Raw genomic sequence first — 23,360 nt, 5'->3', positions numbered from 1 at the left:
GCCGACGCCGCGCACCTCGTGCGGCCGCGCCCCGACGGCGCCGTCGCCGCCCGGTGCATGGCCGCCGCGCTCGCCGACGCCGGGCTCGACCCCTCCCGCGTCGGGCACATCAGCGCGCACGCCACCGGCACCCGCGGCAACGACGGCGCCGAGGCCCTCGCGATCGACCGCTGCTTCGGCGGCCGCACCCCGCCCGTCACCGCCACCAAGGGCGTCACCGGGCACGTCCTCGGCGCCGGCGGCGCCCTGCAGGCGATGGTGGCGCTGCTGAGCGCGGCGGACGGGCTCGTCCCGCCCACCGCCAACTTCGCCGCCCCCGACGCCGAGACGGCGCTGGTCGACGTCGTGCACGGCGAGCCGAGGGCGATCGCGCCCGCCGCGCCCGCGCTGTCGAACTCGTTCGGGTTCGGCGGGCACGACGCGACGCTCGTCCTCACCCCCGCCTGAGGCCCATCGGCAGCCGGCCCCGGGCGGCGGCCGGTCAGCCGCCGTCGCCGGTGTGCGGGTTCTCCAGCTGGAAGAAGTTGCTCTGCGAACCGTCCTTCTTGTGCTCCTGGTAGATGAAGTTCAGCTCGCGCTCGTCGAACGTGCGGAACCAGTCGTCCCAGGTGATGTGCTCCAGGTTCTCGCCGCCGTAGCCGGGGAAGTCGAACAGCAGCCGGCCCGGCCGGCCGCCGTAGTCGCTGCCCGGCACGGTCGACGGCTCGGCGCCGCGCTCCTCCGCCCAGTGGCGGATCGCCTCGTGGTCGGTGGTGACCAGGCTCTTGCCGGCCCGCTCCTCGTGCTCGCGCGCCGAGCCGACCTCCTGCTCGTAGCGGTGCTCGCCCTGCACCGGACGGTGCTGCGACTCGCCCATCGCGGTACCCCCTTCTCCGCGGACGGTTCTGGCCTGTCCGTCCGTCCTACCCGCCCATACGGGGCCTAACGGGCGGACCTGCGGCGGCCGCGCTCGGGGGAACGGAGCCGGACGGGCCTCCACTGCCGGGCCCGGGCGAGGTGAGCTCCAGTTAACGTGCGGGTGACACCGGTGATCTCTCCGGGAAATAAGGGCCGCCGAGCATCGGGGTTCATGGGAGCCGACAGCACACCGGACAGGCGGCTGGTCGTGGCCGGGCACGGGCCGGCCGCGCACCGCCTCGTAGAGGCCCTGCGCGCGCGCGACGCCGCGGGGACCTGGACCATCACCGTCATCGGCGAGGAGCCCCGGAGCGCCTACGACCGGGTCGCGCTGACGACGTACCTGGAGGGCGCCGACCTCGCCTACCCGGCGCACGGCGGCGAGGTCGCCGTCCGCACCGGCGAGCGCGTCACCGCGATCGACCGCGCCGCCCGCACCGTCACGACCTCTGCCGGGGACGCCGTCCCCTACGACGCGCTCGTCCTGGCCACCGGGTCGGCGCCGTTCGTGCCGCCGGTCCAGGGCGCGGACCTGCCCGGCGTGTTCGTGTACCGCACGATCGACGACCTCGACGCGATCCGCGCCTACGCGCGGGGCAGGGGCACCGGCGCCGTCGTCGGCGGCGGCCTCCTCGGCCTGGAGGCGGCCCGCGCCCTGCAGGGCCTCGGGCTGCGCGCCGGCGTGGTGGAGGTCGCGCCGTGGCTGATGCCGCGCCAGCTCGACGAGGGCGGTGGCGCGATGCTGCGCCGCCACATCGAGGGCCTCGGCCTGAGCGTCCGCACCGGCGTCCCGATCCGGGCGCTGGAGCCGGGGGAGGACGGGGCCGTCCGCCGCGTCGTCCTCGACGACGGCACCGCGGTCGAGGCGGAGGTCGTGGTGTTCTCCGCCGGCGTCCGGCCCCGCGACGAGCTGGCCCGCGGCTGCGGCCTGCCGGTGGGGGAGCGCGGCGGCGTCGCGGTGGACGAGGCGTGCCGCACCGAGGACCCCGCCATCTGGGCGATCGGCGAGTGCGCCCTCGTCGGCGGCGCGGCCGGCGGCACCGTCTACGGGCTGGTCGGGCCGTGCTTCTCCATGGCCGAGGTCGTCGCCGACCGGCTGCTGTCGGACGCCAGCACCGCCGTGTTCGAGGGCGCCGACACGTCCACGAAGCTGAAGCTGATGGGCGTCGACGTCGCGAGCTTCGGCGACCCGTCCGCCGGGCCGGAGCGGGGCGCGCTCGGCGTCACCTACACCGACCCCGTCGCGGGCGTCTACAAGAAGCTCGTCGTGAGCGACGACGCGCAGACCCTGCTCGGCGGCGTCCTCGTCGGCGACGCCGAGTCCTACGGCACGCTGCGCGCCCTCGTCGGCGGGAGCCTGCCGGGCGCGCCCGAGCAGATGCTGTTCGGCGGGACCGAGACCGCCGGCGGCGACCTGCCCGGCGCGGCCGTCATCTGCTCCTGCAACAACGTCACCGCCGAGGGCATCCGCTGCGCGATCTCCGAGCACTCCCTGACCGACGTGCCCGGCGTCAAGGACTGCACCCGCGCCGGGACGAGCTGCGGCAGCTGCGTCCCGCTGGTCAAGCGCATCCTGGACGCCGAGCTGACCGCCGCCGGGATCGAGGTCAGCCGGGCGATCTGCGAGCACTTCGCCTACAGCCGCGCCGAGCTGTTCGACATCGTCCGCGCCGGGCGGGTCACCAGCTTCACCCAGCTCGTGGAGGAGCACGGGACGGGCCGGGGCTGCGACATCTGCAAGCCCGCCGTGGCGTCCATCCTCGCCAGCCTCGGCAACGGCCACATCCTGGAGGGCGAGCAGGCCGCGCTGCAGGACACCAACGACCACTTCCTGGCCAACCTGCAGAAGAACGGCACCTACTCGGTCGTGCCGCGCGTCCCCGGCGGCGAGATCACCCCCGACAGGCTCATCGTGATCGGCGAGGTCGCCCGCGACTTCGGCCTCTACACCAAGATCACCGGCGGGCAGCGGATCGACCTGTTCGGCGCCCGCGTCGAGCAGCTCCCGGAGATCTGGCGGCGGCTCGTCGACGCCGGGTTCGAGTCCGGCCACGCCTACGGCAAGGCGCTGCGGACGGTGAAGTCGTGCGTCGGGTCCACCTGGTGCCGGTACGGCGTCCAGGACTCGGCCGCCATGGCGATCCGCCTGGAACTGCGGTACCGGGGGCTGCGCGCCCCGCACAAGCTGAAGTCGGCGGTGTCGGGCTGCGCCCGCGAGTGCGCCGAGGCGCAGAGCAAGGACTTCGGCGTCATCGCCACCGAGAACGGCTGGAACCTCTACCTCGCCGGGAACGGCGGCATGCGGCCGAGGCACGCCGACCTGTTCGCCACCGACCTCAGCGACGCGGAGCTGATCCGCTACATCGACCGGTTCCTGATGTTCTACATCCGCACCGCCGACCGGCTGCAGCGGACCGCGACGTGGCTGGAGTCCCTCGACGGCGGCCTGGACTACCTCCGCGAGGTCATCGTGGACGACCGGCTCGGCATCTGCGCCGAACTCGACGCCGCGATGGAGCGCCACGTCGCGTCCTACACCGACGAATGGCGCGGCACCCTCGACGACCCCGAGCGGCTCCGCCGGTTCGTGTCCTTCGTCAACGCCCCGCGCACCCCCGACCCGAGCATCGCGTTCGAGGTCGAGCGCGACCAGATCAAGCCGCTCCCGCTGGAGGTGAAGCGATGACCGCGCGGACCCGGGACGGCGAACGCGTCGTCGTGGTCGGCAACGGGATGGCCGGGTCACGGCTCGTCGGCGAGCTGCGCGCCCGCGACCCCGCCGTCCCGATCACGGTGTTCGGCGCCGAGACCCAGGCCCCCTACAACCGGGTGCTGCTGTCGAACGTCCTCGCCGGGGTGACGCGGCCCGACCACATCGGCCTGGTCGACGCCGCCTGGTACGCCGCCCACGGCGTCGACGCCCGGCTCGGCGTCGAGGCCGTCCGCGTCGACCGCGCCGCGAAGACCGTGCACGCCTCCGACGGCACGGCCACCCGCTACGGGACGCTGGTCCTCGCGACCGGCAGCACCGCGTTCGTCCCGCCGATGCCGGGCCTGCGCGACGGCCTGCCCGAGGGCGCGCAGGTGTTCCGCACGCTGGACGACTGCCGCCGCATCACCGAGCTGGCCGCGTCGGCGCGCCGCGCGGTCGTGATCGGCGGCGGGCTGCTCGGCATCGAGGCCGCGCGCGGCCTCGCCGGCCGGGGCCTGGAGGTCACCGTCCTGCACCTGGCGGGGCACCTCATGGAGCGCCAGCTCGACCCCGCCGCCGGGAGGGTCCTGGCCCGGACCCTGGCCGCGCTCGGCATCGGGACGCGGCTGCAGGCCGACGTCACCGGCCTGCGCACCGCCGGCGGCGCCGTCACCGGGGTCGAGCTGGCCCGGCCCGGCGGCGGCACCGAGACCCTCGCCACCGACCTGGTCATCCTGTCCTGCGGGGTGCGGCCCGAGGTGGGCCTCGCCCGCGCCGCCGGGCTCGCGGTCGGCCGCGCCGTGCTGGTGGACGACGAGCTGCGCTCGGTCACCGACCCGTCCGTCCGCGCCATCGGCGAGTGCGCCGAGCACCGCGACGAGGTGTACGGGCTGGTCGCGCCCGCCTGGGAGCAGGCCGGGGTGCTCGCCGGGCTGCTCGCCGGCACCGAGCCCGCCGCCCGCTTCACCGGCGCCCGGCAGATCACCCGGCTGAAGGCCGCCGGGATCGAGCTGGCCTCGATGGGGGAGACCCACTTCGGCGACGACGACGAGGACGTGGAGGTCGTCCGGTTCACCGACGCCGCCCGCGGCACCTACAAGAAGGCGGTGATCCGGGACGGCCGGCTGATCGGCGCGATCCTGCTCGGCGAGACCTCCGCCGCCGGGACCCTCACCCGGCTCTACGACCGTGCCGCGCCGCTGCCCGCCGAGCGCCTCGGGCTGCTGTTCCCCGGCATGTCCGCGGCGGCGGAGGCCGAGTCGCCGGTGCGGATGCCGGACGCCGCCACCGTCTGCCAGTGCAACAACGTCAGCAAGGGGGAGATCCGCGCCTGCTGGCAGGCCGGCGCCCGCACCGCCGCCGGCGTCGCCCGCGCGACCCGCGCCGGGACGGGCTGCGGCGGCTGCAAGGACGCCGTCGAGGGGATCCTCGGCTGGCTCGACGGGCAGGAGTCCGCCGGCGTCGCCTAAATAACTCGAACAGGACTGTTCAAGTTCTGTGCGATCCGGGCTACCCTAACTCGAACAACGATGTTCGAGTTAGGGGTCTTTCCGTGCACACCTCCTCCGCGGCGCCGCCGCACCACGAGCCGTCCGGCGCCGGGCTCCCGCGCCGCCGGTGGGCGCTCGTCCTGCTCTGCCTCGCCCAGTTCATGCTCATCGTCGACCTCACCGTGGTGAACGTCGCCCTGCCGTCCATCGCCGCCGACCTCTCCCTCGGGCGCGGCGCGCAGACCTGGGTCGTCACCGCCTACTCGCTGTGCTTCGGCGGCCTGCTCCTGCTCGGCGGGCGCCTCGCCGACACCCTCGGACGGCGGCGCGCGTTCCTCATCGGGCTCGCGCTGTTCACCGCCGCCTCGCTGCTGTCCGGGCTCGCCTGGGACGCCGGAACGCTCATCGGCGCGCGCGCCGCGCAGGGCGTGGGCGCCGCCCTGCTGTCCCCGGCCGCGCTGGCGATCGTCACGACCTCCTTCCACGGGCCCGAGCGCACCCGCGCGCTCGGCGTGTGGGCCGCCATCGGCGGCACCGGCGCCGCCGCCGGGGTGCTGCTCGGCGGCCTGCTGACCAGCGGACCCGGCTGGGAGTGGGTGTTCTACGTCAACGTCCCGGCCGGGCTGGCGGTGCTGGCCGCGCTGCCCCGCGTCGTCCCGGCCGCCGCCCCGTCCCGCCGGCCCCTCGACCTCGCCGGCGCCGCGGCCGTCACGCTCGCCGCCGCCGCGCTCATCTACGGGCTCGTCAAGGCGGGCGAGCGGGGGTGGGGGAGCGGGCAGGCGCTCGTCCCGCTCGCGGGCGCCGCCGTCCTCGCCGCCGCCTTCCTCCTGGTCGAGCGGTCCGTGCGGACGCCCCTCGTCCCGCCCGGCCTGCTGCGCCGCTGCACCATCGCCGCCGGCAACCTGCTGATGCTCGCCGCGTCCGGCCTGCTGCTGTCCGGGTTCTTCCTCATCTCCCAGTACCTGCAGAACCTGCTGGACTACTCCGCGGTGAAGACCGGGCTGGTGTTCCTGCCCGTCGCGCTCGCCACCATCGCCGGCGCGCACGCCGCGTCCACCCTCACCGGACGTGCCGGACCGCGCCCCGTCGCCGGCGCGGGCTTCGCGCTCGCCGCCGCGGGCGCGTTCCTGCTCTCCCGGCTCCCGGCCGACGGGAGCGCCCTCACCGGCGTGCTGCCTGGGTTCGTGCTGCTGGCCGCCGGGCTCGGCGCCGCGTTCGTCTGCGCGACGGCCACGGCGATGAACGGCGTCTCCCACGACGAGGCGGGGCTGGCGTCCGGCGTCGTCAGCACCGGGCACGAGATCGGCGGCGCCCTCGGCATCGCCCTCGCGACCGCGCTCGCCGGGGCCAGCGTCGGGGGCCAGGCCGTGGACGGGTTCCACACCGCGTTCGCGGCCTTCACGGCGGTGAGCGCCGCCACCGCCGTCCTCGCCCTGCTGCTCGTCCCCGCCGGGCGGCCGGACCCGGGCGACGGCCCGGTGTTCGCCCACTGAGCCCTACCCTGGCCCCATGCCCGCGACCACCCGCCGCCGTGCCGACGCCGAACGCAACATCGAGGCCATCCTGGACGCCGCCCTGCGGTGCTTCGCCCGCGACCCCGGCGCCAGCATGACCGAGATCGCCAAGGCCGCCGGCGTCGGCCGGGTCACCCTGTACGGGCACTTCGCCTCCCGCGAGGACCTGCTCGAGGCGCTGTTCACCCGGTCGCTGGCCGACGCCGGCGGCGCGCTGGACGCCGCCGACCTCGGCGCCGGCCCCGCCGACCAGGCCCTCGCCCGCGCGGTCCGCTCGTCCTGGCGGGTCCTGGACCGGTACCGCACGCTGCTGGCCGCCGGGCTGCGGATCCTCGGCCCCGCCGGGGTCCGCGCCCGGCACGGCGACGTCCTCGCCCGCGTCGAGGACGTCATCGAGCGCGGCCGCGCCGAGGGCGCCTTCGGCACCGCCGTCCCCGCGGGCTGGCAGGCGGGGGTCGTGTACGCGCTCATGCACGCCGCCGCCGAGGAGGTCGACGGGGGCCGGCTGGCCGCCGACGAGGCCGCCGACGCCCTCGTCACCACGGTCATGGGCGCCCTCGCCGCCGGGACGGGCCCCGGCGGCGGGTAGGCTCCGCCGCATGCTCGACGGACGTCCGCTGATCGACGCGCACGTGCACACCGCCCGCCTCCCGACCCTGCCGCCGGCGTGGCGGCGCTGGGCCGAGGAGTTCGGCGCCGCCCACCCCTGGCAGGACCTCTACGACGCCGACGGCGCCCTCGTCCCCGAGCGCGTCGACGCCCACTTCGAGGGCGAGGGCGTCGACATCGCCCTGCTGCTGTGCGAGTACAGCCCCCGGACCACCGGCACCCAGCCCATCGAGGACCTGGAGCCCCTGCTCAAGTACAACCCGCGCCGCTTCAAGCCGATCGCCAACGTCAACCCGCACCTGCACTACCCGATCGACGCCGAGGTCGCCCGGCAGCTGGAGTTCGGCGCCGCCGCGCTGAAGCTGCACCCGGTGCACGGCGGGTTCAGCGTCGCCGACCCCGAGCTGTACCCCGCCTACCAGGTCTGCCGCGACGCGGGCGTGCCCGTCGTCGTCCACTGCGGCACCAGCTCGTTCCCCGGCTCCGCCAACCGGTACGCCGACCCCACGCCCATCGACGACGTCCTGCGGCTGTTCCCCGGCCTGACGTTCGTGCTCGCGCACGGGGGCCGGGGCTGGTGGTACGACGCCGCCGCGTTCCTCGCGCTGTCGCGCGAGGAGGTGTGGATCGAGCTGTCCGGGCTGCCGCCGCGCCGGCTCCCCGAGTACTACGCCCGGCACGACCTGCGCCGCCTGGCCCGCAAGTTCGTCTTCGGCACCGACTGGCCCGGCGTGCCCGGCGTCGCCCGCAACGCCCGCGCCCTCGCCGGGCTCGGCCTCGACGAGGAGACCCTCGGCCTCGTCCTCGGCGGCAACGCCCTGCGCGTCTACAAGGGCCTGGCCCTCTAGTCTGTCCGTTTCAGCCCCTACCTGCGGGAAAGGACCATTTCATGACCGACCCCGGGCCGTTCACCGAGGACGTCGTCGGCCAGATCATGCGGCACATGAACGACGACCACGCCGACGACTGCCTCACCATCTGCCGGGCGCTCGGCGGCCGCCCCGGCGCCACCGCGGCCCGCATGACCGGACTGGACGCCGACGGGATCGAGTTCGCCGTCACCGACGGCGGGGTGGAGCAGCCCGTCCGGATCCCGTTCGCCGAGCGGCTCACCGAGCGGCCCCAGGTGCGGCACGAGGTCGTCCGGATGACCGAGGAGGCCCGCGCCGCGCTCAGCGGCTGACGCCCGGCGGCTGGACGTTCCCGACGCCCTGTCGGTAAAGTAGCCGACATGGCGTCGGAAAACGAGCTGTTCTCCGCGCGGCTGCGCGCCGCGACCTGGGACGACCACGGCGACAACGAGGGCTCGGCCTACATGAGCGCGCTGGCCGAGGGGCGCCTCGGCCGCGACGAGTACGCGGTCCTGGTCGCGCAGCTGCACCCGGTCTACGACCTGCTGGAGGAGGCCGCCGACCGGATGGCGGCCGACCCCGTCGCCGGCCGGTTCGACCTCCCCGGCCTGCGCCGCCGCGACGCGCTCGAGGCCGACCTCGGCTACTTCTACGGGCCGCGCTGGCGCGCCCGCATCGAACCGGCCGCGGCCACCGAGCGGTACTGCGCCCGGCTGCGCGAGGTCTGCTTCGACTGGCCCGGCGGGTTCGTGGCCCACCACTACACCCGCTACCTGGGCGACCTGTCCGGCGGGCAGTACATCGGCCGCCAGGTCCGCCGCACCCTCGACCTCGCCGCCGGCGACGACGGCGTCCGCTTCTACCGCTTCCCCGGCAAGCCCAAGTCCTACAAGGACCGCTACCGCGAGCTGCTCGACACCGCGCCCTGGGACGCCGCCGAGCAGGAGGCCGTCATCGGCGAGGTCAAGGCCGCCTACCGGCTCAACGCCGCCGTCACCGCCGAACTCGGCGAGCGGCTCCGGCTCAGCGCCGCCTGACCCCGGCGCCGCCTCACCTCGCGCGGGCTCACCCCGTGCTGGCTCACTCCGGCGCGGGCTCACTCCGGCGCGGGCTCACTCCGTCCGGGAGAAGCGGACCCGGCGCCGCGCCGGGTCCGCCTCCTCCAGCCGCACCTTGACCTGCTCGCCGAGCGGCAGGTCCGCGCCCTCGCAGCGGCCGAACACCGGCGGCGCCACCAGCTGCACCCGGCCGCCCGACCGGTCGGCGCTCACGTCCACCACCACCGCGTCGAACACCTCCCCGACGTGCTCGCGCAGCAGCAGCGCCTCGACCAGGTCGACGCAGGCGTGGTCGACGTCCGCGGCCCGCCGCAGCGCCCGCTGCATCGCCTCCGGCAGCCGCGGCAGCGCCTCCCGCACCCACCCCGGCACGGGGCGCCCCGCCGCCAGGGCCAGGCACACCTCGGTCGCGTACCGGTCCGCCAGCCGCCGGATCGGCGCGGTGACGTGCGCGTACGGGGCGGCCACCGCGGCGTGCGCCGCCTGCCCCGGCGCCGCGCCGTCGAACGCGGTGTAGCCGGCGCCGCGCATCAGCCCCGCCGCGTCGTGCAGGAACGCCGCGTGCCGCGGCACGGCCGGGTCGAGGGCGCGGACGATGTCGCCGTAGGAGGCGTCCGCCGGCCAGGCGACGCCGAGCGCCCGCGCCGCCAGCCGCAGCCGCGCCACCGCCTCGGCGGGCGCGGGCGGCATCGTGCGCAGCAGCCCCACCCCGCCCGCCAGCATCAGCCGCGCCGCCGCCCGGCCGGTCAGCAGCGAGATCTGCGCGTTCCACGCCTCGGTCGCCAGGTCCCCGCGCAGCTTCAGCGCCCACCCGCCGTCCGCGTGCGCGACCTCCTGCTCGGGCAGCGGCAGGCTCACCCCGCCGCGCGCCGCCTCCGCCGCGATGAGCCGCTCGCCGACCTCGCCGAGCAGCGCGATCCGCGGATCGCCGTCGTCGTGGCGCGCGGTCGCGTAGTCGAGCCGGGCGCGGCTGCGCACGACGGCGCGCCGCACGTCCACCCCGGTGATCCGCCCGGCGGCGTCGACGTCGATCGTCCACGCGACGGCCGGGCGGTCCCGGCCCGGCAGCAGGCTCGCGGTCCCCTCCGACAGCCGCCGCGGATGCAGCGGCGCGTTCGCGTCCGGCAGGTAGAGGGTGACGCCCCGGGCGTGCGCCTCGGCGTCCAGCGCGCCGCCGGGCCGCACGAACCCGGCCACGTCCGCGATCGCGTACCGCACCCGGTGCCCGGACCCGCGGCGCTCCAGGTGCATCGCCTGGTCCAGGTCCAGCGAGCCCGGCGGGTCGAGGGTGAAGAAGGGCACCTCGCGCAGGTCGGCGCGGCCGTCCGGGGGAGCCGCGGCCCGCGCGGCCTCCGCGAGGGCCGCGGGCGGGAACGGGCCGGGCACCGAGAACTCGGCGCGGATCCGGTCCAGCCCCGCGCGGACCTCGGCGTCGGCCTCGGCGGTGCGGAGTCGCAGCGGTCGGCGCGGCACAGCACGAGCGTACGGGACGAAAAGCCCGGATCGTTAGGAATCTACAATGTAAAGGCGCCGTCCGCGAAAGCCCGCAGCCCCCGCGGGTCCAGCACCGTGATCCGGCGCCGGCCGGTGCGCACCAGCCCCGCGTCCCGCAGCACCGCCAGCGCCCGCGCGACCGTCTCCCGGGAGGCGTCCATCCAGCTGCCGAGCTCCTCCTGCGACAGCGGCGGCCCGATCGGGACCGCCCCGCCGGCGCCCGCCGCGCCCTGCCGCGCCGACATCTCCGCGAGGTCCGCCAGCAGGATCGCCAGCCGCCGCGGGCCCTGCGCCGACACGTGCGCCTGCAGCCGCCGGCCCGCGTCGTCCAGGCGCCGCACGAACGTGCCGCTGACCAGCATCCACACCCCGGGATGGGCGTCCAGGAACGCGGTGAACCGCGCCGCCGGCACCAGCAGCGCCCGCACCTGGTCGAGCGCCTGCACCGTCGCCGACCGCTCCCGCCGGCCGAGCACCGCGCTCTCGCACACCAGGTCGCCGGGGCCGCGCACCGCCAGCACCACCGCGTGCCCGTCCGCGCTGGACGCCACGACCTTCGCCCACCCCGACTCGATGACGATGATGTGGTCGGAGTCGTCGCCCTGGTAGCACAGCGGCGCCCGCGCCCGGTAGACCCGCGACCGGCCGGCCTCCCGCAGCGCCGCGCGCTCCCGGCCGTCCAGCGCGTCCCAGAACCGCCCGCCGCGCGCCTCGGCCCGCTCGCTCACCGCCCGCCCGCTCACCGCGCACCCGCCCCCGCGCACGCCCGGGTGAACCGGCACCCCCGGCACATGGGGGGAGTGGGGCGGTGAGGCCCAGTGCCGCGGGTACCGGTCGTCTGCATGCGCCCATGACAACCCGTCACCGTCTCGCATGCTGCACGCCGCGGAACGCCGTGTCTGCGTCTTATGACACTTTTGCCGAAACTTGCAGCGAAACCCTGCCCGTTCCGTCGCGGGGGGCCTCCAGGCGGGTCAGCGGGAGAGGGCGTTCAGGAGGCGGTTGACGGGGCTGCCGAGGTTCCAGCGGTCGGCGAGCTCCACCAGGGCCTCGGCGTCGCGGGGCTCGGCGGGGAGGCGGTCGTCCAGGGCCGCCAGCTCCGGGGCGTCGATGTCGGTGACCACCCGCACCACCGTCTCGGCGGCGGCCAGGTACTCGCGGGCCGCCTCCATGCGGCGGCGGGCGCCCGCCGGGAAGCCCGCGTCGGTGCCCGCGTCCAGCGCGGCGAGGATGCCGTCGACCGAGCCGAAGCGGGTGACCAGCGCGGCGGCCGTCTTGTCGCCGACGCCGGGCACCCCCGGCAGCCCGTCGCTGGGGTCGCCGCGCAGCGTCGCGTAGTCGCCGTAGCCGCGGCCCGGGATGCCGTACTTGGCCGCGACCTCCTTCTCGCCCATCACCTGCAGGTTCCGGATGCCGCGCGCGGTGTAGAGGACGGCGACCGGGCCGGTGTCGTCGACGAGCTGGAACAGGTCGCGGTCGCCGGTGACGATGTCGACCGGCCCCGCGGCGGCGCCGCGCACCGCGAGCGTGCCGATCACGTCGTCGGCCTCGTAGCCGGCGACGCCCACCCGGGCCAGGCCGACCGCGTCCAGCACCGCGTCGATCACCGGGAGCTGCGCCTCCAGCGCGTCCGGGGTCTGGTCGCCGCCGTCGTCGGCCACGCGGTGCGCCTTGTAGGACGGCAGCGCCGCCACCCGGAACGCCGGCCGCCAGTCGGCGTCCATGCAGCAGACCAGGCGGTCCGGCGCGCGGTCCTGGACGAGGCGCGCGATCATGTCGATCAGCCCGCGCACCGCGTTCACCGGCGTCCCGTCCGGCGCCGTCACCAACTCGGGCACCCCGTAGAAGGCGCGGAAGTACAGCGACGGCGTGTCCAGCAGCATCAACCCGCTCATGGCGCCATGCTCCCACGCGGGTCCGACGCTCCGCCGCTCCGCCGCTCCTGGGATCCTGGTACCGCCATCGGACAGGACCTGAGAATGGAGACGGGTGTGACAACGGAGTTGTATCCGCCGGAGCGCATCGGCCGGGTGCGGGAGGCGACGGCGAAGGCGGGCCTCGGCGCCGTGCTGCTGACCCCCGGCCCCGACCTGCGCTACGTCACCGGCTACGAGGCGCTGCAGCTGGAGCGCCTCACGTGCCTCGCGGTGCCCGCCGAGGGGGAGCCGTTCCTGGTCGTCCCGCGGCTCGAGCTGCCCGCCGCGCAGGAGTCCCCGGTCGGGGAGCTCGGCGTCGAGCTGGTGCCGTGGGACGAGACCGACGACCCGTACGCGCTGACCGCGGCCCGGCTGCCGAAGGCGGGGAAGATCGGCGTCGCCGACCGGATGTGGGCGGTCATGGCGCTGCGGTTCCGCGCCGCGCTGCCCGGCGCCGAGCAGGTCGCGGCCGGGCCGGTGCTGCGCGAGCTGCGGATGCGCAAGTCCGCCGCCGAGGTCGCGGCGCTGCGCGAGGCCGGCGCCGCGATCGACCGCGTGCACCGCCTCGTGCCCGGCCTGCTCAAGGCCGGCCGCACCGAGCGGGGGGTCGGCCGCGACATCGCCGACGCCATCATCGCCGAGGGTCACGCCCGCGTCGACTTCGTCATCGTCGGGTCCGGCCCGAACGGCGCGAACCCGCACGCGGAGCTGTCGGACCGCGTGATCCGGCCCGGCGAGCCCGTCGTCGTCGACATCGGCGGGACGATGCCGAGCGGCTACTGCTCGGACTCCACCCGCAACTACTGCGTCGGGGAGCCGCCCGCCGACTACCGCGCCTACTACGCGGTGCTGGAGGAGGCGCAGCGCGCGTCGTGCGAGGCCGTGCGGCCGGGCGCGACGCCCGAGGCGGTGGACGCGGCGGGCCGCGACATCATCGCCGCGGCCGGGCACGGCGAGCACTTCTTCCACCGCACCGGCCACGGCATCGGCCTGGAGTCGCACGAGGACCCCTACATCGTCGCCGGGAACCGGGAGCCGCTGGAGCCGGGCATGGCGTTCTCCATCGAGCCGGGCATCTACCCCGGCCCGCACGGCGCCCGCATCGAGGACATCGTCGTGTGCACCGAGGACGGCTACGAGCCGATGAACGTCACCGAGCGGGGCCTGGTGGTCGTGGACTGACCCCGCCGCGGCGCGACGGAGGCGAGGGTGCGGACGGGTTTGCGTCCGCACCCTCGCGATGTTTCGGACAGGGCGAAACGCACCGTAAAACGGGTCGGTAACGATCTCTGCACCAAAACCATCAGCGAAGCGCCGTGCGTATTGCGGCCGGGGTGGTCGGCCCTGTACCACCTAGATGCATTGTTACGCGGGGGTAAATCGGGTTTCTCCCCCTTGCCGGAGCCGTGCCGTGAAGAAGAGGAGACGCCGTGGCAGAGGTCGACCTGACCAGCGTCGGGAAGGTCTATCCCGACGGCACCCGGGCCGTCACCGACCTGAACCTCCACATCGCCGACGGGGAGTTCCTCGTGCTCGTCGGCCCCTCGGGCTGCGGCAAGACCACCGCGCTGCGGATGGTCGCCGGGCTCGAGGACATCTCCGAGGGCGAGGTGACGATCGGGGGCCGCGTCGTCAACCGCGTCCCGGCCCGCGACCGCGACGTCGCGATGGTGTTCCAGAGCTACGCGCTCTACCCGCACCTGTCGGTGCGCGACAACATCGGCTTCGGGCTGTCGCTGCGCAAGCTGCCGAAGGCCGAGATCCGGGAGAAGGTCGACCGGGCCGCCGAGATCCTCGGCCTCACCGACCACCTGTCGCGCAAGCCCCGCAACCTGTCGGGCGGGCAGCGGCAGCGCGTCGCGATGGGCCGCGCGATCGTCCGCGAGCCGCAGGCGTTCCTGATGGACGAGCCGCTGTCCAACCTCGACGCCAAGCTCCGCGTCCAGATGCGCGCCGAGATCGCCCGCATCCAGCGCGACCTCGGCGTCACCACGATCTACGTCACCCACGACCAGACCGAGGCGATGACGCTCGGCGACCGCGTCGCGGTGATGAAGAAGGGCGAGCTGCAGCAGGTCGCGCCGCCGCAGGAGCTCTACGACCGGCCGGCCAACCTGTTCGTCGCCGGCTTCATCGGCTCGCCCGCCATGAACCTGGTCCAGGGCACGCTGTCCGGGGACGCGGCGAACCCGCGCCTGGAGATCGGCGGCCAGACCCTGGCGCTGCCGGCCGAGGTGCTGACCGAGCGCCCGGCCCTGGCGTCCCGCCTCGGGAGCGACGTCGTCGTCGGCATCCGCCCCGAGGACATGGAGGACTCCGAGCTCGTGGAGGCGCCCGCGGGGTCCGGGCTCACCTCCACCGCCGACCTCGTCGAGGCGATGGGCTCGGACGTGCTGGTCCACTTCGCGATCGAGGCGTCCCAGGTCGTCACCGAGGACACCAGGGAACTCGCCCGCGACGCGGGGACCGACGTGCTGGGGCACCTGGAGAGCCCCCGCACGGACCTGGTCGCGCGGTTCAGCCCGCGCACCCGCGTGAAGGTGGGCGACCCGGTGACGATCCGCGTCGACACCGGCCGCCTGCATTTCTTCGATATCGAGTCCGGCGCGGCGATCTGGGGATCGGACGCCGCCGGTCCGTCCAGGGAGGATGAAGAATGAGGGTCAGCAGAATGATGGGAGCCGCCGTCGCGGCGGGACTGCTCCTGTCGTCGGCAGCCGCGTGCGGCGGCGACGACGACGGCGGCAGTGACGGCTCCACGCCCGCCGGCGGGGGAGCGCTGAAGGGCACCACGATCGAGGTGGCCGCCAAGTGGACCGGCGCGGAGGAGACCAACTTCCGCAAGGTGCTGCAGGCGTTCGAGCAGAAGACCGGGGCGAAGGTCAACTACGCCTCCACCGGTGAGAACACCGACGCCTACCTCGGCCCGCGCATCGAGGCCGGCAACCCGCCGGACGTGGCGATCCTGCCGCAGCCCGGCCTGATGCAGCAGTACGCGCAGAAGGGCTCGCTGAAGCCGCTCTCCGCCGACGTCGTCACCGAGGTCGGCAACAACTTCGCGCCGTACTGGAAGGAGCTCGGCTCCTCCGGCGGCAAGACCTACGGCGTGATGGTCAAGGCCGCCTACAAGTCGATCCTGTGGTACCGGCCGGACGCGTTCTCCGAGGCCGGCGTGCAGCCGCCCGCGGCGTGGGCCGACCTGGTCAAGGCGTCCGGCACGCTGCAGGACGCGGGCAGCACCCCGTTCACCCTCGCCGCCGGCCCGCAGGACTCCTGGACCCTCACCGACTGGTTCGAGAACGTCTACCTGTCGCAGGCGGGCCCGGAGAACTACGACAAGCTCGCCAAGCACGAGATCAAGTGGACCGACCCGACGGTCGGCAAGGCGCTGGAGACCCTCGCGCAGATCTGGGGCAAGGCCGACTACCTCAACGGCGGCGTCGCCGCGGCGACCAAGACCAAGTTCGACGAGTCGGTCACCCAGGTCTTCGGCCAGCAGAAGGCCGCGATGGTCTACGGCGGCGACTTCGCCGCCGCGAACATCGCCACCACCAAGGCCAAGGTCGGCACCGACGCCAAGGTGTTCGCCTTCCCGAAGGCCGGCGACACCGCCCCGGCGATCCTCGGCGGCGACGTCGCGGTCGCGCTGAAGGACGGCAAGGGCGCGCAGGAGCTGATGAAGTTCCTCGCCTCCCCGGAGGCCGGCAAGGTCTGGGCCGGGCTCGGCGGCTACCTGACGCCGAACAAGAACGTCCCGCCGGACGCCTACTCCGACCCGATCGCCAAGCAGCTGATCGGCCAGCTCCAGCAGTCCGGCGACGCCGCCCGCTACGACATGTCGGACCTGGCGCCCGCCGCGTTCGGCGCGACGCCCGGCAAGGGCGAGTGGGAGGCGCTGCGCCAGTTCGTGATGAAGCCGACCGACGTCAAGGGCACGCAGGCCAAGCTGGAGGCCGAGGCCGCCAAGGCGTACAAGTGACGCGCACGCGTAGGGCCGACAAGTAGGGGACCCCTGGATGAAGGCTCGCAATGAGGAGGTGCCGCCGGCCGCGACGGCCGGCGGCGCCGCCGCCGTCGACGTACCGGCCGCCCGGCGGCCCGGCGCCCGCCGGGGACGCGAGCGGCTGACCCCGCCGTCCTGGCTCGCCCTGACGTTCCTGCTGCCGGCGCTGCTGCTGCTCGGCTTCCTGGTCGTCTACCCGATCGTCTACTCGGTGATCCGGAGCTTCTTCGACGCCTCGGGCGACTCGTTCGTCGGCGTCGACAACTACACCGGGGTCTTCCAGGGGCACGACAACCTCGTCGCGGTCCGCAACACCGCGATCTGGGTGGTGGTGGCCCCGACCATCGTCACCATCATCGGCCTGGTGTTCGCCGTGCTCACCGAGCGGATCCGGTGGGCGACGGTGTTCAAGCTCGTGGTGTTCATGCCGATGGCGATCTCCTTCCTCGCCTCCGGTGTGATCTTCCGGCTGGTGTACCAGATGGACCCCGACAAGGGCGTCGCGAACGCGGCGCTCGTCGCGATCCACGACACCTTCGCGCAGGGCACGACCTACCCTGGCGCCGGTCCGCGCAGCGGCGGCGACGCGCCGGTCCGTGCGGAGGGCGGCGGGGTCGTCACCGTGAACTCCTACCAGGCCGGGCAGAGCGCGCTCGTCCCGCTGCTGAAGGTCAAGCAGGAGTACCTGCCGAAGGACGCCGAGCCGGCCGCGCAGCCGCCCGCCGCGAAGCCGGGGCAGCTGACCGGGACGGTCTGGTTCGACTTCACCCGCGGCGGCGGCGGGCAGCAGAACACCCCCAACGCGGGGGAGTCGGGCCTGCCCGGCATCAAGGTCGAGGCGGTGAAGGACGGCAAGGTGGTCGCCAAGGCCACCACGGAGGCCGACGGCACCTTCACGATGAAGGACGTCCCCGACGGGACGTACACGGTGCGGCTGCCCAAGGACAACTTCACCGGCGCCTACCGCGGCGCCGAATGGCTCGGCAGCACCCTCATCACCCCCGCGATCATCGGGTCGTACCTGTGGGTGTGGTCCGGGTTCGCGATGGTGCTGATCGCCGCCGGGCTCGCCGCGATCCCCCGCGACGCGCTGGAGGCGGCCCGGGTGGACGGCGCCACCGAGTGGCAGGTGTTCCGGCGGGTGACGATCCCGCTGCTCGCGCCCGTCCTGATGGTGGTGCTGGTGACGCTGGTGATCAACGTCCTGAAGGTCTTCGACCTCGTCTTCATCATCGGCGGCGGGGATCCGAACGCCAGCGTGCTGGCGCTGCAGATGTGGACGGTGTCGTTCGGCGGGGGCGGCGACCAGGGCGCCGGCAGCGCGATCGCCGTGCTGCTGTTCCTGCTGGTGCTGCCCGCCATGCTGTTCAACGTCCGGCGACTGCGGCAGGAGCGCAAATGAGCACCGCGGTGGAACCCACGAAGGCGCCGGCGGAGGGCGGCGGCGCGGCGGGCGCGCCGCGGCGTGGCATCGCCGCCCGGATCGTCGGCCGGATCGGCGGCGGCGTCGCGCAGGCGCTGCTGGTGCTGATCGCGCTGTTCTGGCTCGTCCCGACGCTCGGGCTGCTGGTGGCGTCGCTGCGCTCCAACGAGGACAACAGCGCCGACGGCTGGTGGAACGTGTTCGCCAAGCCGACGCAGTTGACGATGGAGTCCTACAGCGCGCTGCTGGACAAGGGCGACTTCGTCGACTCGTTCTGGAACACGGTGCTGATCACCGTCCCGGCGACGCTGCTGGTGGTGGTGATCGCCTCGCTGGCCGCCTACGCGTTCGCGTGGATGGAGTTCCCCGGGCGGGACTGGCTGTTCATCATCGTGGTGGCGCTGCTGGTGGTGCCGGTCCAGGTCGCGCTGATCCCGGTCGCCAAGCTGTACGGGGCGATCGAGTTCGGCGGGTTCCAGATGTTCGGGTCGGTCACCGGCGTGGTGCTGTTCCACGTCGCGTTCGGGCTGCCGTTCGCGATCTTCCTGCTCCGCAACTTCTTCGCCGCGATCCCCCGCGACCTGCTGGAGGCGGCGCGGATGGACGGCGGCTCGGAGTGGACGATCTTCCGGCGGGTGATCTTCCCGCTGGGCGGCCCGGCGATCGCCTCGCTCGGCATCTTCCAGTTCCTGTGGGTGTGGAACGACCTGCTGGTCGCGCTGGTGTTCGCCGACACCGAGTCGCAGCCGATGACCAAGTGGCTGCAGTCCCAGATGCGGCAGTTCACCGGCAACATCGACATCCTCGCGCCCGGCGCGTTCCTGTCGCTGATCGTCCCGCTGGCCGTGTTCTTCGCCTTCCAGCGGTACTTCGTGCAGGGCGTCCTCGCGGGCTCGGTGAAGTAGCCCCGACGGAACACGACGACGCCCTCCGGCCCGCGCGGGCCGGAGGGCGTCGCCGGGTCCGGCGCCGGGTGTTACTTGCGCAGGTCCGCGGCGCCGTGCCGGGCCGCCGCGTCCGGGTGGCCGATCGCCAGGCCGCTGGACGGGTCGAAGAAGTGCAGCCGGCGGGTGTCGACGGCGAGCTGCACGTCCTGGCCCGGCCGCACGTGCGAGCGGGAGTTGACGCGCGCCGTCCACAGCGCCTTGTTGTCGACCAGCGGGATCGCCATGTCGCCGTCGGCCTCGGCGTCCTCGGCGAGGTCGGCGGTGTCCTTGTGCTCGACCGGCGGGGCGTCGATGGTGAAGATGACGTTGATCTCGCTGCCGAGTTCCTCGGTGACGCTGCTGCGCACCGGCATCGGCGCCCACTCGGGGTTGGCGTGCGCGGCGTCCTCGAAGTCGGACGGGCGGATGCCGAGGATGACCTTGCGGCCCAGGTAGTCCTGGAGGCCGGGCTTGTCGTTCAGCACCGACGCCGGCACCGGCAGCGTGTACCCGGCGAAGGAGACCCGCGCGCCGCCGTCGCCGGTGCCGAGGTCGGCGAGGACGAAGTTCATCGCGGGCGACCCGATGAACCCGGCGACGAACAGGTTGACGGGGCTGTCGAACAGCCGCTGCGGGGTGTCGACCTGCTGCAGCACGCCCTCGCGCAGCACGCACACCCGCGTGCCGAGCGTCATGGCCTCGATCTGGTCGTGGGTGACGTACACGGTGGTGACGCCGAGCCGCTCGTGCAGCTGGCTGAGGGAGGCGCGCATGGACACGCGGAGCTTGGCGTCCAGGTTCGACAGCGGCTCGTCCATCAGGAACGCCTGCGGCTCGCGGACGATCGCGCGGCCCATCGCGACGCGCTGGCGCTGGCCGCCCGACAGCGCGGCGGGCTTGCGGGACAGGAACTGCTCCAGGCCGAGCATCTTGGCGGCGTCGCGGACCTTGGCCTTGATCTCCGCCTTCGGGGTGCCGCGCAGCTTGAGGCCGAACGCCAGGTTCTGCTCGACGGTCATGTGCGGGTAGAGCGCGTAGTTCTGGAAGACCATCGCGATGTCGCGGTCCTTGGGGGCGAGGTCGTTGACGACCTGGTCGCCGATGGAGATCTTCCCGCCGCTGATCTCCTCCAGCCCGGCGATCATCCGCAGCGCGGTGGACTTGCCGCAGCCGGACGGGCCGACGAGCACCATGAACTCCCCGTCCCGGATCTCCAGGTCGAGCCCGTCCACGGCCTTGACGCCGCCGCTGTACACCTTGTCGACCCGGTCCAGCACGATCTTGGCCATCGGATCCCTTTCATGGAAACGTTTCCATTACCCCCTGCCGAACAGGGGTTTTGCATCACTGGAAGGAGTAAACATCATGGAATCGTTTCCATGGGAGCGCCGCACCGGATAAGATCATCGAAAAGCGGCGAATCGGGAGGTGGCGGGCGGTGCGCCAGGGTCCGGCGACGATCAAGGACGTGGCCGCGGCGGCGGGCGTCGGCATCGCGACCGTGTCGCGGGTGTTCTCCGGCGGCTCGGTGAGCTCGGCCACCCGGGAGCGGGTGCTGGCCGCCGCGGGCGAGCTGGACTACCGCCCGAGCGCCCTCGGCCGCGGCCTGAAGCTGCGCCGCAGCGGCGGCATCGGACTGATCGTCCCGGACGTCACCGACCCGTTCCGCGCCGAGCTGGTCGCCGGGGTGCTGGCGTGCGCCCGCAGCCTCGGCGAGCACGTCATCGTCGACGCCGCGCACGGCGACCCCTCCCGCGAGGCCGAGATCGTGGAGCGGCTCGTCGCGCAGCGGGTGGACGGGATCATCGCGGTGCCCGCCGGGACCGAGGCCGACTGGCGGGGCGCCGCCCGGGTGTGCTCCAGCGTCGTGTTCGCCGACCGGGTGCTGCCCGGCATGGCCGACGTCCCGGCCGTGCTCGCCGACGACGCGGGCGGCGTCCGGTCCCTCACCGAGTACCTCGCCGGGCTCGGGCACCGGCGCATCGGCTTCCTCGGCGGCGCCCCCGGCACGCCCGCCGGGGTGCGCGAGCGCGCGTTCCGCGACACCCTCGCCCAGCTCGGCGTCCCGGTGGAGGAGGACCTGGTCGTCGCCGCCCGCCCGGCCCGCGACGCCGCCTACGCAGCCGCGGCCGGGCTGCTGCAGCGCCGCGCCGACGTCACCGCGGTCCTGGCCGCCGGGCACCTGCTCGGCGAGGCGGCCGTGCTGGTCGCCCGCGAGCTGGACCTGCGGGTCCCCGCCGACGTGTCGATCGCGATGGTGGACGACGTGGCGTGGGCGGAGCTGTGCGACCCGCCGCTGACCGCCGTCGCCCGCCCCGGCCACGACATCGGCTACCGCGCCTGCGAGCTGCTGCTGCGCGAGCCCGCCCGGCGGGGCAGGGGCGGCCCGGTGCTGCTGCCGACCGAGCTGGTGGTGCGCGGCAGCTGCGGCCCGCTGCGGCCCGCGCGCCGCTGACCCCCGGCCCGCCCGGCCCCGCGGCCGGAAATCGGCCGATGACGGCCGATCCGTGATCTATGGGGACGCGCGGACGGCCTCCGGCGCGCTAGATTTCCCGGGTGGAGGAGATCGATCGTCAGATCATGGCGCTGCTCGCCGACGACGGGCGGATGAGCTTCACCGACCTGGCCAAGGAGACGGGGCTGTCGGTGTCGGCGGTGCACCAGCGGGTGCGGCGGCTGCAGAAGCGCGGCGCGATCCGGGGGTTCGCCGCGCAGCTGGACAGCCAGCAGATCGGGTTGCCGCTGACCGCGTTCGTGTCGATCAAGCCGATCGACCCGGCTGCGCCCGACGACGCCCCCGACCGGCTCGCGCACCTCCAGGCGATCGAGGCGTGCCACTCGGTGGCCGGGGACGAGAGCTACATCCTCAAGGTGCGGGTCGCGTCCCCCAACGAGCTGGAGGACCTGCTCCAGAAGATCCGCGCCGCCGCGAACGTCGCGACCCGGACCACCGTGGTGCTCAGCACCCCGTGGGAGGCGCGCCGCCCGCCTCTCTAGCCCGCCCGCCGCCGGGCTGCCCGGCCGGCCTGCTCCGCTCGCGCGCTCAGCCGCGCGGCGCGAAGACCTCCAGGGCCTCCAGGGCGCGGTCGAGGGAGGCGCCCGGGTCGGCGTCGGGGCCGGTCACCTCGGGGTCGAAGTTCAGGTCGACGAACGCCTCGGTGACGCCCTGCGCGGCGAGCGCCTCCAGGTCGGCGGCGATCTCCTCGTAGGAGCCGGTGAGGGGCCGCCGGCCCGCCCGTCCGGCCGGGCGCAGCCGCACCGCGCCCCGGCACACGAACCGCAGCGCGCCCGCGTCCCGCCCCGCCTCCTCGGCGGCCTCCCGGACGATGCCGATGGAGCGGCCGATCACGGCGAGGTCGGCGCGGCTGGAGCTGACCCAGCCGTCGGCGAGCCGCCCGGCGCGCCGCAGCGCCGGCTCGGCGGCGCCGCCCAGCAGCACCGGCAGCGGCGACTGCACGGGCGGCGGCTCCATCACGACCGGCGGGACGTCGTAGAACTCGCCGTGGAACTCGGTCGCGGCGCCGCTCCACAGCCCGCGCAGCACGGCGAGGCACTCCTCCGCGCGGGCGCCGCGCCGCGCCATCGGCGCGCCCGCCGCGGCGAACTCCTCGCGCATCCAGCCGAGCCCGAGGCCGAGGTCGAGCCGCCCGCCGCTGATGCGGTCGAGGGTGGCGGCCTGCTTGGCGAGGACCGGCGGCGCGTAGAACGGCAGGTTGGCGATCGCCACGCCGAGCCGCGCCCGGGCGGTGTGCCCGGCCAGGAAGGCCAGCGTGACGAACGGGTCCGGGACGCCCCGGTAGGTGCGGTCCGCGGACCCGGCGGGGTTGAGGACGCGCTGCAGCGTCCACAGCGAGCGGTAGCCGAGCTCCTCGGCCCGCTGCGCCACCGTCACCTGGTTCGCGGGCGTCGCCCACGCGCCCGACCCCGGCACGGCGAATCCGATCAGCATGCCTCTGCCCTCCCCGGCCGAACCTTACAACGTCAAGGCCGGCGGCGGCGGAACGTGGCCCGGAGCGTGTCGTGGGCGGACGGCGGCGCGCCGGCGTGGTCGAGGGCGAGCAGCGCCGCGCCGAGCAGCGGTGGGTCCGCGGGGACGAGGAGCCGGGCGCGGGGGGCGAGGTCGGCGTAGCGGGCGGCGACGGCGTCCATCAGCGGCGGGCGGCGGGCGGCCAGGACGCCGCCGCCGAGGACCACGTCGGCGGGGGTGTCCAGCAGCCCGAGGCGGCGCAGCGCCACCGAGCCGAGGACCGCGACCTCCTCGGCGAGCCGCGCCGCGACCCGGCCCGCGACCGCGTCCCCGGCCTCGGCGGCGTCCAGCAGGACGGGCGCGAGGCCGGTGAGGCGGCCCTGCGCGATCTCGCCGAGGTGGATGCCGAGGCCGACGTCGAGGGCGCGCTCCACGCCGAAGTGCGCGGCGACCGCCGCGGTCAGCGCCGTCGCGGGGCCGCGGCCGTCCTCGCCGCGGATGGCGTGCCACAGCGCGGCCC

The 23,360-nt window shown here is 74.7% G+C and carries 20 protein-coding genes and 2 pseudogenes; 15 read left to right on the top strand and 7 right to left on the bottom strand.

The genetic code is table 11. The features are described 5' to 3' along the window. Positions 1-447, top strand: a pseudogene (locus AB0K34_RS38585) (beta-ketoacyl-[acyl-carrier-protein] synthase family protein); the annotation flags it as partial. Positions 448-481: 34 nt separating this feature from the next. Here the strand turns inward: AB0K34_RS38585 and AB0K34_RS38580 are convergent. Next, entirely contained in the window at positions 482-856 is a 375-nt protein-coding gene (locus tag AB0K34_RS38580; RefSeq protein WP_301176293.1) for a hypothetical protein, read from the bottom strand. A gap of 213 nt (positions 857-1,069) precedes the next feature. Here AB0K34_RS38580 and nirB point away from each other — a divergent pair, with 213 nt between their 5' ends. The 7 genes from nirB (at position 1,070) to AB0K34_RS38545 (ending at position 9,090) form a co-directional block, all read left to right on the top strand. Continuing rightward, positions 1,070-3,583, top strand: coding sequence for a nitrite reductase large subunit NirB (gene nirB, locus AB0K34_RS38575; RefSeq protein ID WP_364553685.1), 2,514 nt, complete (start codon positions 1,070-1,072; stop codon positions 3,581-3,583). Then, a complete protein-coding gene (locus tag AB0K34_RS38570) occupies positions 3,580-5,058 on the top strand; it encodes an FAD-dependent oxidoreductase (RefSeq protein WP_364553684.1) in 1,479 nt (492 codons plus the stop codon). Before nirB ends, AB0K34_RS38570 begins: the two co-directional genes overlap by 4 nt. Positions 5,059-5,141: 83 nt before the next feature. Then, positions 5,142-6,572, top strand: coding sequence for an MFS transporter (locus tag AB0K34_RS38565; protein ID WP_364553682.1), 1,431 nt, complete (start codon positions 5,142-5,144; stop codon positions 6,570-6,572). Between the two features lie 16 nt (positions 6,573-6,588). Further along, a complete protein-coding gene (locus AB0K34_RS38560; RefSeq protein ID WP_364553680.1) occupies positions 6,589-7,182 on the top strand; it encodes a helix-turn-helix domain-containing protein in 594 nt (197 codons plus the stop codon). A 10-nt stretch (positions 7,183-7,192) separates the two neighbouring features. Beyond that, positions 7,193-8,050, top strand: a complete 858-nt coding sequence (locus AB0K34_RS38555; protein ID WP_364553679.1) for an amidohydrolase family protein — start codon at positions 7,193-7,195, stop codon at positions 8,048-8,050. Positions 8,051-8,091: 41 nt separating this feature from the next. After that, positions 8,092-8,385 (top strand): DUF2470 domain-containing protein, encoded by a 294-nt coding sequence (locus AB0K34_RS38550; RefSeq protein WP_364553677.1) that lies wholly within the window; start codon positions 8,092-8,094, stop codon positions 8,383-8,385. A gap of 48 nt (positions 8,386-8,433) precedes the next feature. Further along, positions 8,434-9,090, top strand: a complete 657-nt coding sequence (locus AB0K34_RS38545; RefSeq protein ID WP_301176298.1) for a biliverdin-producing heme oxygenase — start codon at positions 8,434-8,436, stop codon at positions 9,088-9,090. A 75-nt stretch (positions 9,091-9,165) separates the two neighbouring features. Here the strand turns inward: AB0K34_RS38545 and AB0K34_RS38540 are convergent, their stop codons facing one another. The 3 genes from AB0K34_RS38540 to AB0K34_RS38530 all read right to left on the bottom strand — a co-directional run bounded on the left by AB0K34_RS38540 (position 9,166) and on the right by AB0K34_RS38530 (position 12,500). Then, positions 9,166-10,584 (bottom strand): RNB domain-containing ribonuclease, encoded by a 1,419-nt coding sequence (locus tag AB0K34_RS38540; RefSeq protein WP_138640370.1) that lies wholly within the window; start codon positions 10,582-10,584, stop codon positions 9,166-9,168. Between the two features lie 41 nt (positions 10,585-10,625). Then, positions 10,626-11,333, bottom strand: a complete 708-nt coding sequence (locus AB0K34_RS38535; RefSeq protein ID WP_364553675.1) for a Crp/Fnr family transcriptional regulator — start codon at positions 11,331-11,333, stop codon at positions 10,626-10,628. A gap of 246 nt (positions 11,334-11,579) precedes the next feature. Beyond that, positions 11,580-12,500: a 5'-3' exonuclease gene (locus tag AB0K34_RS38530; protein WP_364553673.1), complete on the bottom strand. Its 921-nt coding sequence runs from the start codon at positions 12,498-12,500 to the stop codon at positions 11,580-11,582. 96 nt (positions 12,501-12,596) lie between these two features. On the opposite strand from AB0K34_RS38530, the gene AB0K34_RS38525 reads away from it, so the two are divergent. The 5 genes from AB0K34_RS38525 (at position 12,597) to AB0K34_RS38505 (ending at position 18,852) form a co-directional block, all read left to right on the top strand. Next, positions 12,597-13,703: a Xaa-Pro peptidase family protein gene (locus AB0K34_RS38525; RefSeq protein ID WP_240808090.1), complete on the top strand. Its 1,107-nt coding sequence runs from the start codon at positions 12,597-12,599 to the stop codon at positions 13,701-13,703. A 248-nt stretch (positions 13,704-13,951) separates the two neighbouring features. Further along, positions 13,952-15,181 (top strand): sn-glycerol-3-phosphate ABC transporter ATP-binding protein UgpC, encoded by a 1,230-nt coding sequence (gene ugpC / locus AB0K34_RS38520; protein WP_138638679.1) that lies wholly within the window; start codon positions 13,952-13,954, stop codon positions 15,179-15,181. Continuing rightward, entirely contained in the window at positions 15,178-16,500 is a 1,323-nt protein-coding gene (locus AB0K34_RS38515) for an ABC transporter substrate-binding protein (protein ID WP_138638680.1), read from the top strand. Before ugpC (AB0K34_RS38520) ends, AB0K34_RS38515 begins: the two co-directional genes overlap by 4 nt. A 37-nt stretch (positions 16,501-16,537) precedes the next feature. Then, positions 16,538-17,926 carry an ABC transporter permease subunit gene (locus tag AB0K34_RS38510; RefSeq protein ID WP_138638681.1) on the top strand — a complete coding sequence of 463 codons (1,389 nt, stop codon included), beginning with the start codon at positions 16,538-16,540 and terminating at the stop codon, positions 17,924-17,926. Further along, positions 17,923-18,852 (top strand): carbohydrate ABC transporter permease, encoded by a 930-nt coding sequence (locus AB0K34_RS38505; RefSeq protein ID WP_138638682.1) that lies wholly within the window; start codon positions 17,923-17,925, stop codon positions 18,850-18,852. The genes AB0K34_RS38510 and AB0K34_RS38505 overlap by 4 nt, the downstream gene beginning before the upstream one ends. Before the next feature lie 71 nt (positions 18,853-18,923). Here the strand turns inward: AB0K34_RS38505 and ugpC (AB0K34_RS38500) are convergent, their stop codons facing one another. Then, positions 18,924-20,162 carry a sn-glycerol-3-phosphate ABC transporter ATP-binding protein UgpC gene (ugpC, locus tag AB0K34_RS38500; RefSeq protein ID WP_138638683.1) on the bottom strand — a complete coding sequence of 413 codons (1,239 nt, stop codon included), beginning with the start codon at positions 20,160-20,162 and terminating at the stop codon, positions 18,924-18,926. A 149-nt stretch (positions 20,163-20,311) separates the two neighbouring features. On the opposite strand from ugpC (AB0K34_RS38500), the gene AB0K34_RS38495 reads away from it, so the two are divergent. Then, a complete protein-coding gene (locus AB0K34_RS38495) occupies positions 20,312-21,328 on the top strand; it encodes a LacI family DNA-binding transcriptional regulator (RefSeq protein WP_138638684.1) in 1,017 nt (338 codons plus the stop codon). 101 nt (positions 21,329-21,429) lie between these two features. Beyond that, positions 21,430-21,870 carry an Lrp/AsnC family transcriptional regulator gene (locus AB0K34_RS38490; protein ID WP_138638685.1) on the top strand — a complete coding sequence of 147 codons (441 nt, stop codon included), beginning with the start codon at positions 21,430-21,432 and terminating at the stop codon, positions 21,868-21,870. Between the two features lie 46 nt (positions 21,871-21,916). Here AB0K34_RS38490 and AB0K34_RS38485 read toward each other — a convergent pair whose 3' ends face one another. Together AB0K34_RS38485 and AB0K34_RS38480 are read right to left on the bottom strand one after the other, a co-directional pair. Beyond that, positions 21,917-22,822, bottom strand: coding sequence for a TIGR03619 family F420-dependent LLM class oxidoreductase (locus AB0K34_RS38485; RefSeq protein WP_138638686.1), 906 nt, complete (start codon positions 22,820-22,822; stop codon positions 21,917-21,919). A gap of 32 nt (positions 22,823-22,854) precedes the next feature. After that, positions 22,855-23,360: pseudogene (locus tag AB0K34_RS38480) on the bottom strand (ATPase); the annotation flags it as partial.

Origin of the sequence: Actinomadura sp. NPDC049382 (genome assembly GCF_040677125.1) — a bacterium.
GTDB lineage: Bacteria > Actinomycetota > Actinomycetes > Streptosporangiales > Streptosporangiaceae > Spirillospora > Spirillospora geliboluensis.
The sequence above is the reverse complement of the archived record's forward strand: the minus strand, read 5'-3'. Positions and strand labels throughout refer to the sequence as shown.

What these genes read in the sequence shown, in the direction of transcription:
- AB0K34_RS38580 (WP_301176293.1), bottom strand. Translation starts at nt 856, where the DNA reads ATGGGCGAGTCGCAGCACCGTCCGGTGCAGGGCGAGCACCGCTACGAG.
- AB0K34_RS38530 (WP_364553673.1), bottom strand. Translation starts at nt 12,500, where the DNA reads ATGAGCGGGTTGATGCTGCTGGACACGCCGTCGCTGTACTTCCGCGCC.
- nirB (WP_364553685.1), top strand. Translation starts at nt 1,070, where the DNA reads ATGGGAGCCGACAGCACACCGGACAGGCGGCTGGTCGTGGCCGGGCAC.
- AB0K34_RS38505 (WP_138638682.1), top strand. Translation starts at nt 17,923, where the DNA reads ATGAGCACCGCGGTGGAACCCACGAAGGCGCCGGCGGAGGGCGGCGGC.
- AB0K34_RS38515 (WP_138638680.1), top strand. Translation starts at nt 15,178, where the DNA reads ATGAGGGTCAGCAGAATGATGGGAGCCGCCGTCGCGGCGGGACTGCTC.
- AB0K34_RS38555 (WP_364553679.1), top strand. Translation starts at nt 7,193, where the DNA reads ATGCTCGACGGACGTCCGCTGATCGACGCGCACGTGCACACCGCCCGC.
- AB0K34_RS38545 (WP_301176298.1), top strand. Translation starts at nt 8,434, where the DNA reads ATGGCGTCGGAAAACGAGCTGTTCTCCGCGCGGCTGCGCGCCGCGACC.
- AB0K34_RS38570 (WP_364553684.1), top strand. Translation starts at nt 3,580, where the DNA reads ATGACCGCGCGGACCCGGGACGGCGAACGCGTCGTCGTGGTCGGCAAC.
- AB0K34_RS38550 (WP_364553677.1), top strand. Translation starts at nt 8,092, where the DNA reads ATGACCGACCCCGGGCCGTTCACCGAGGACGTCGTCGGCCAGATCATG.
- AB0K34_RS38485 (WP_138638686.1), bottom strand. Translation starts at nt 22,822, where the DNA reads ATGCTGATCGGATTCGCCGTGCCGGGGTCGGGCGCGTGGGCGACGCCC.
- AB0K34_RS38560 (WP_364553680.1), top strand. Translation starts at nt 6,589, where the DNA reads ATGCCCGCGACCACCCGCCGCCGTGCCGACGCCGAACGCAACATCGAG.
- AB0K34_RS38510 (WP_138638681.1), top strand. Translation starts at nt 16,538, where the DNA reads ATGAAGGCTCGCAATGAGGAGGTGCCGCCGGCCGCGACGGCCGGCGGC.
- ugpC (WP_138638683.1), bottom strand. Translation starts at nt 20,162, where the DNA reads ATGGCCAAGATCGTGCTGGACCGGGTCGACAAGGTGTACAGCGGCGGC.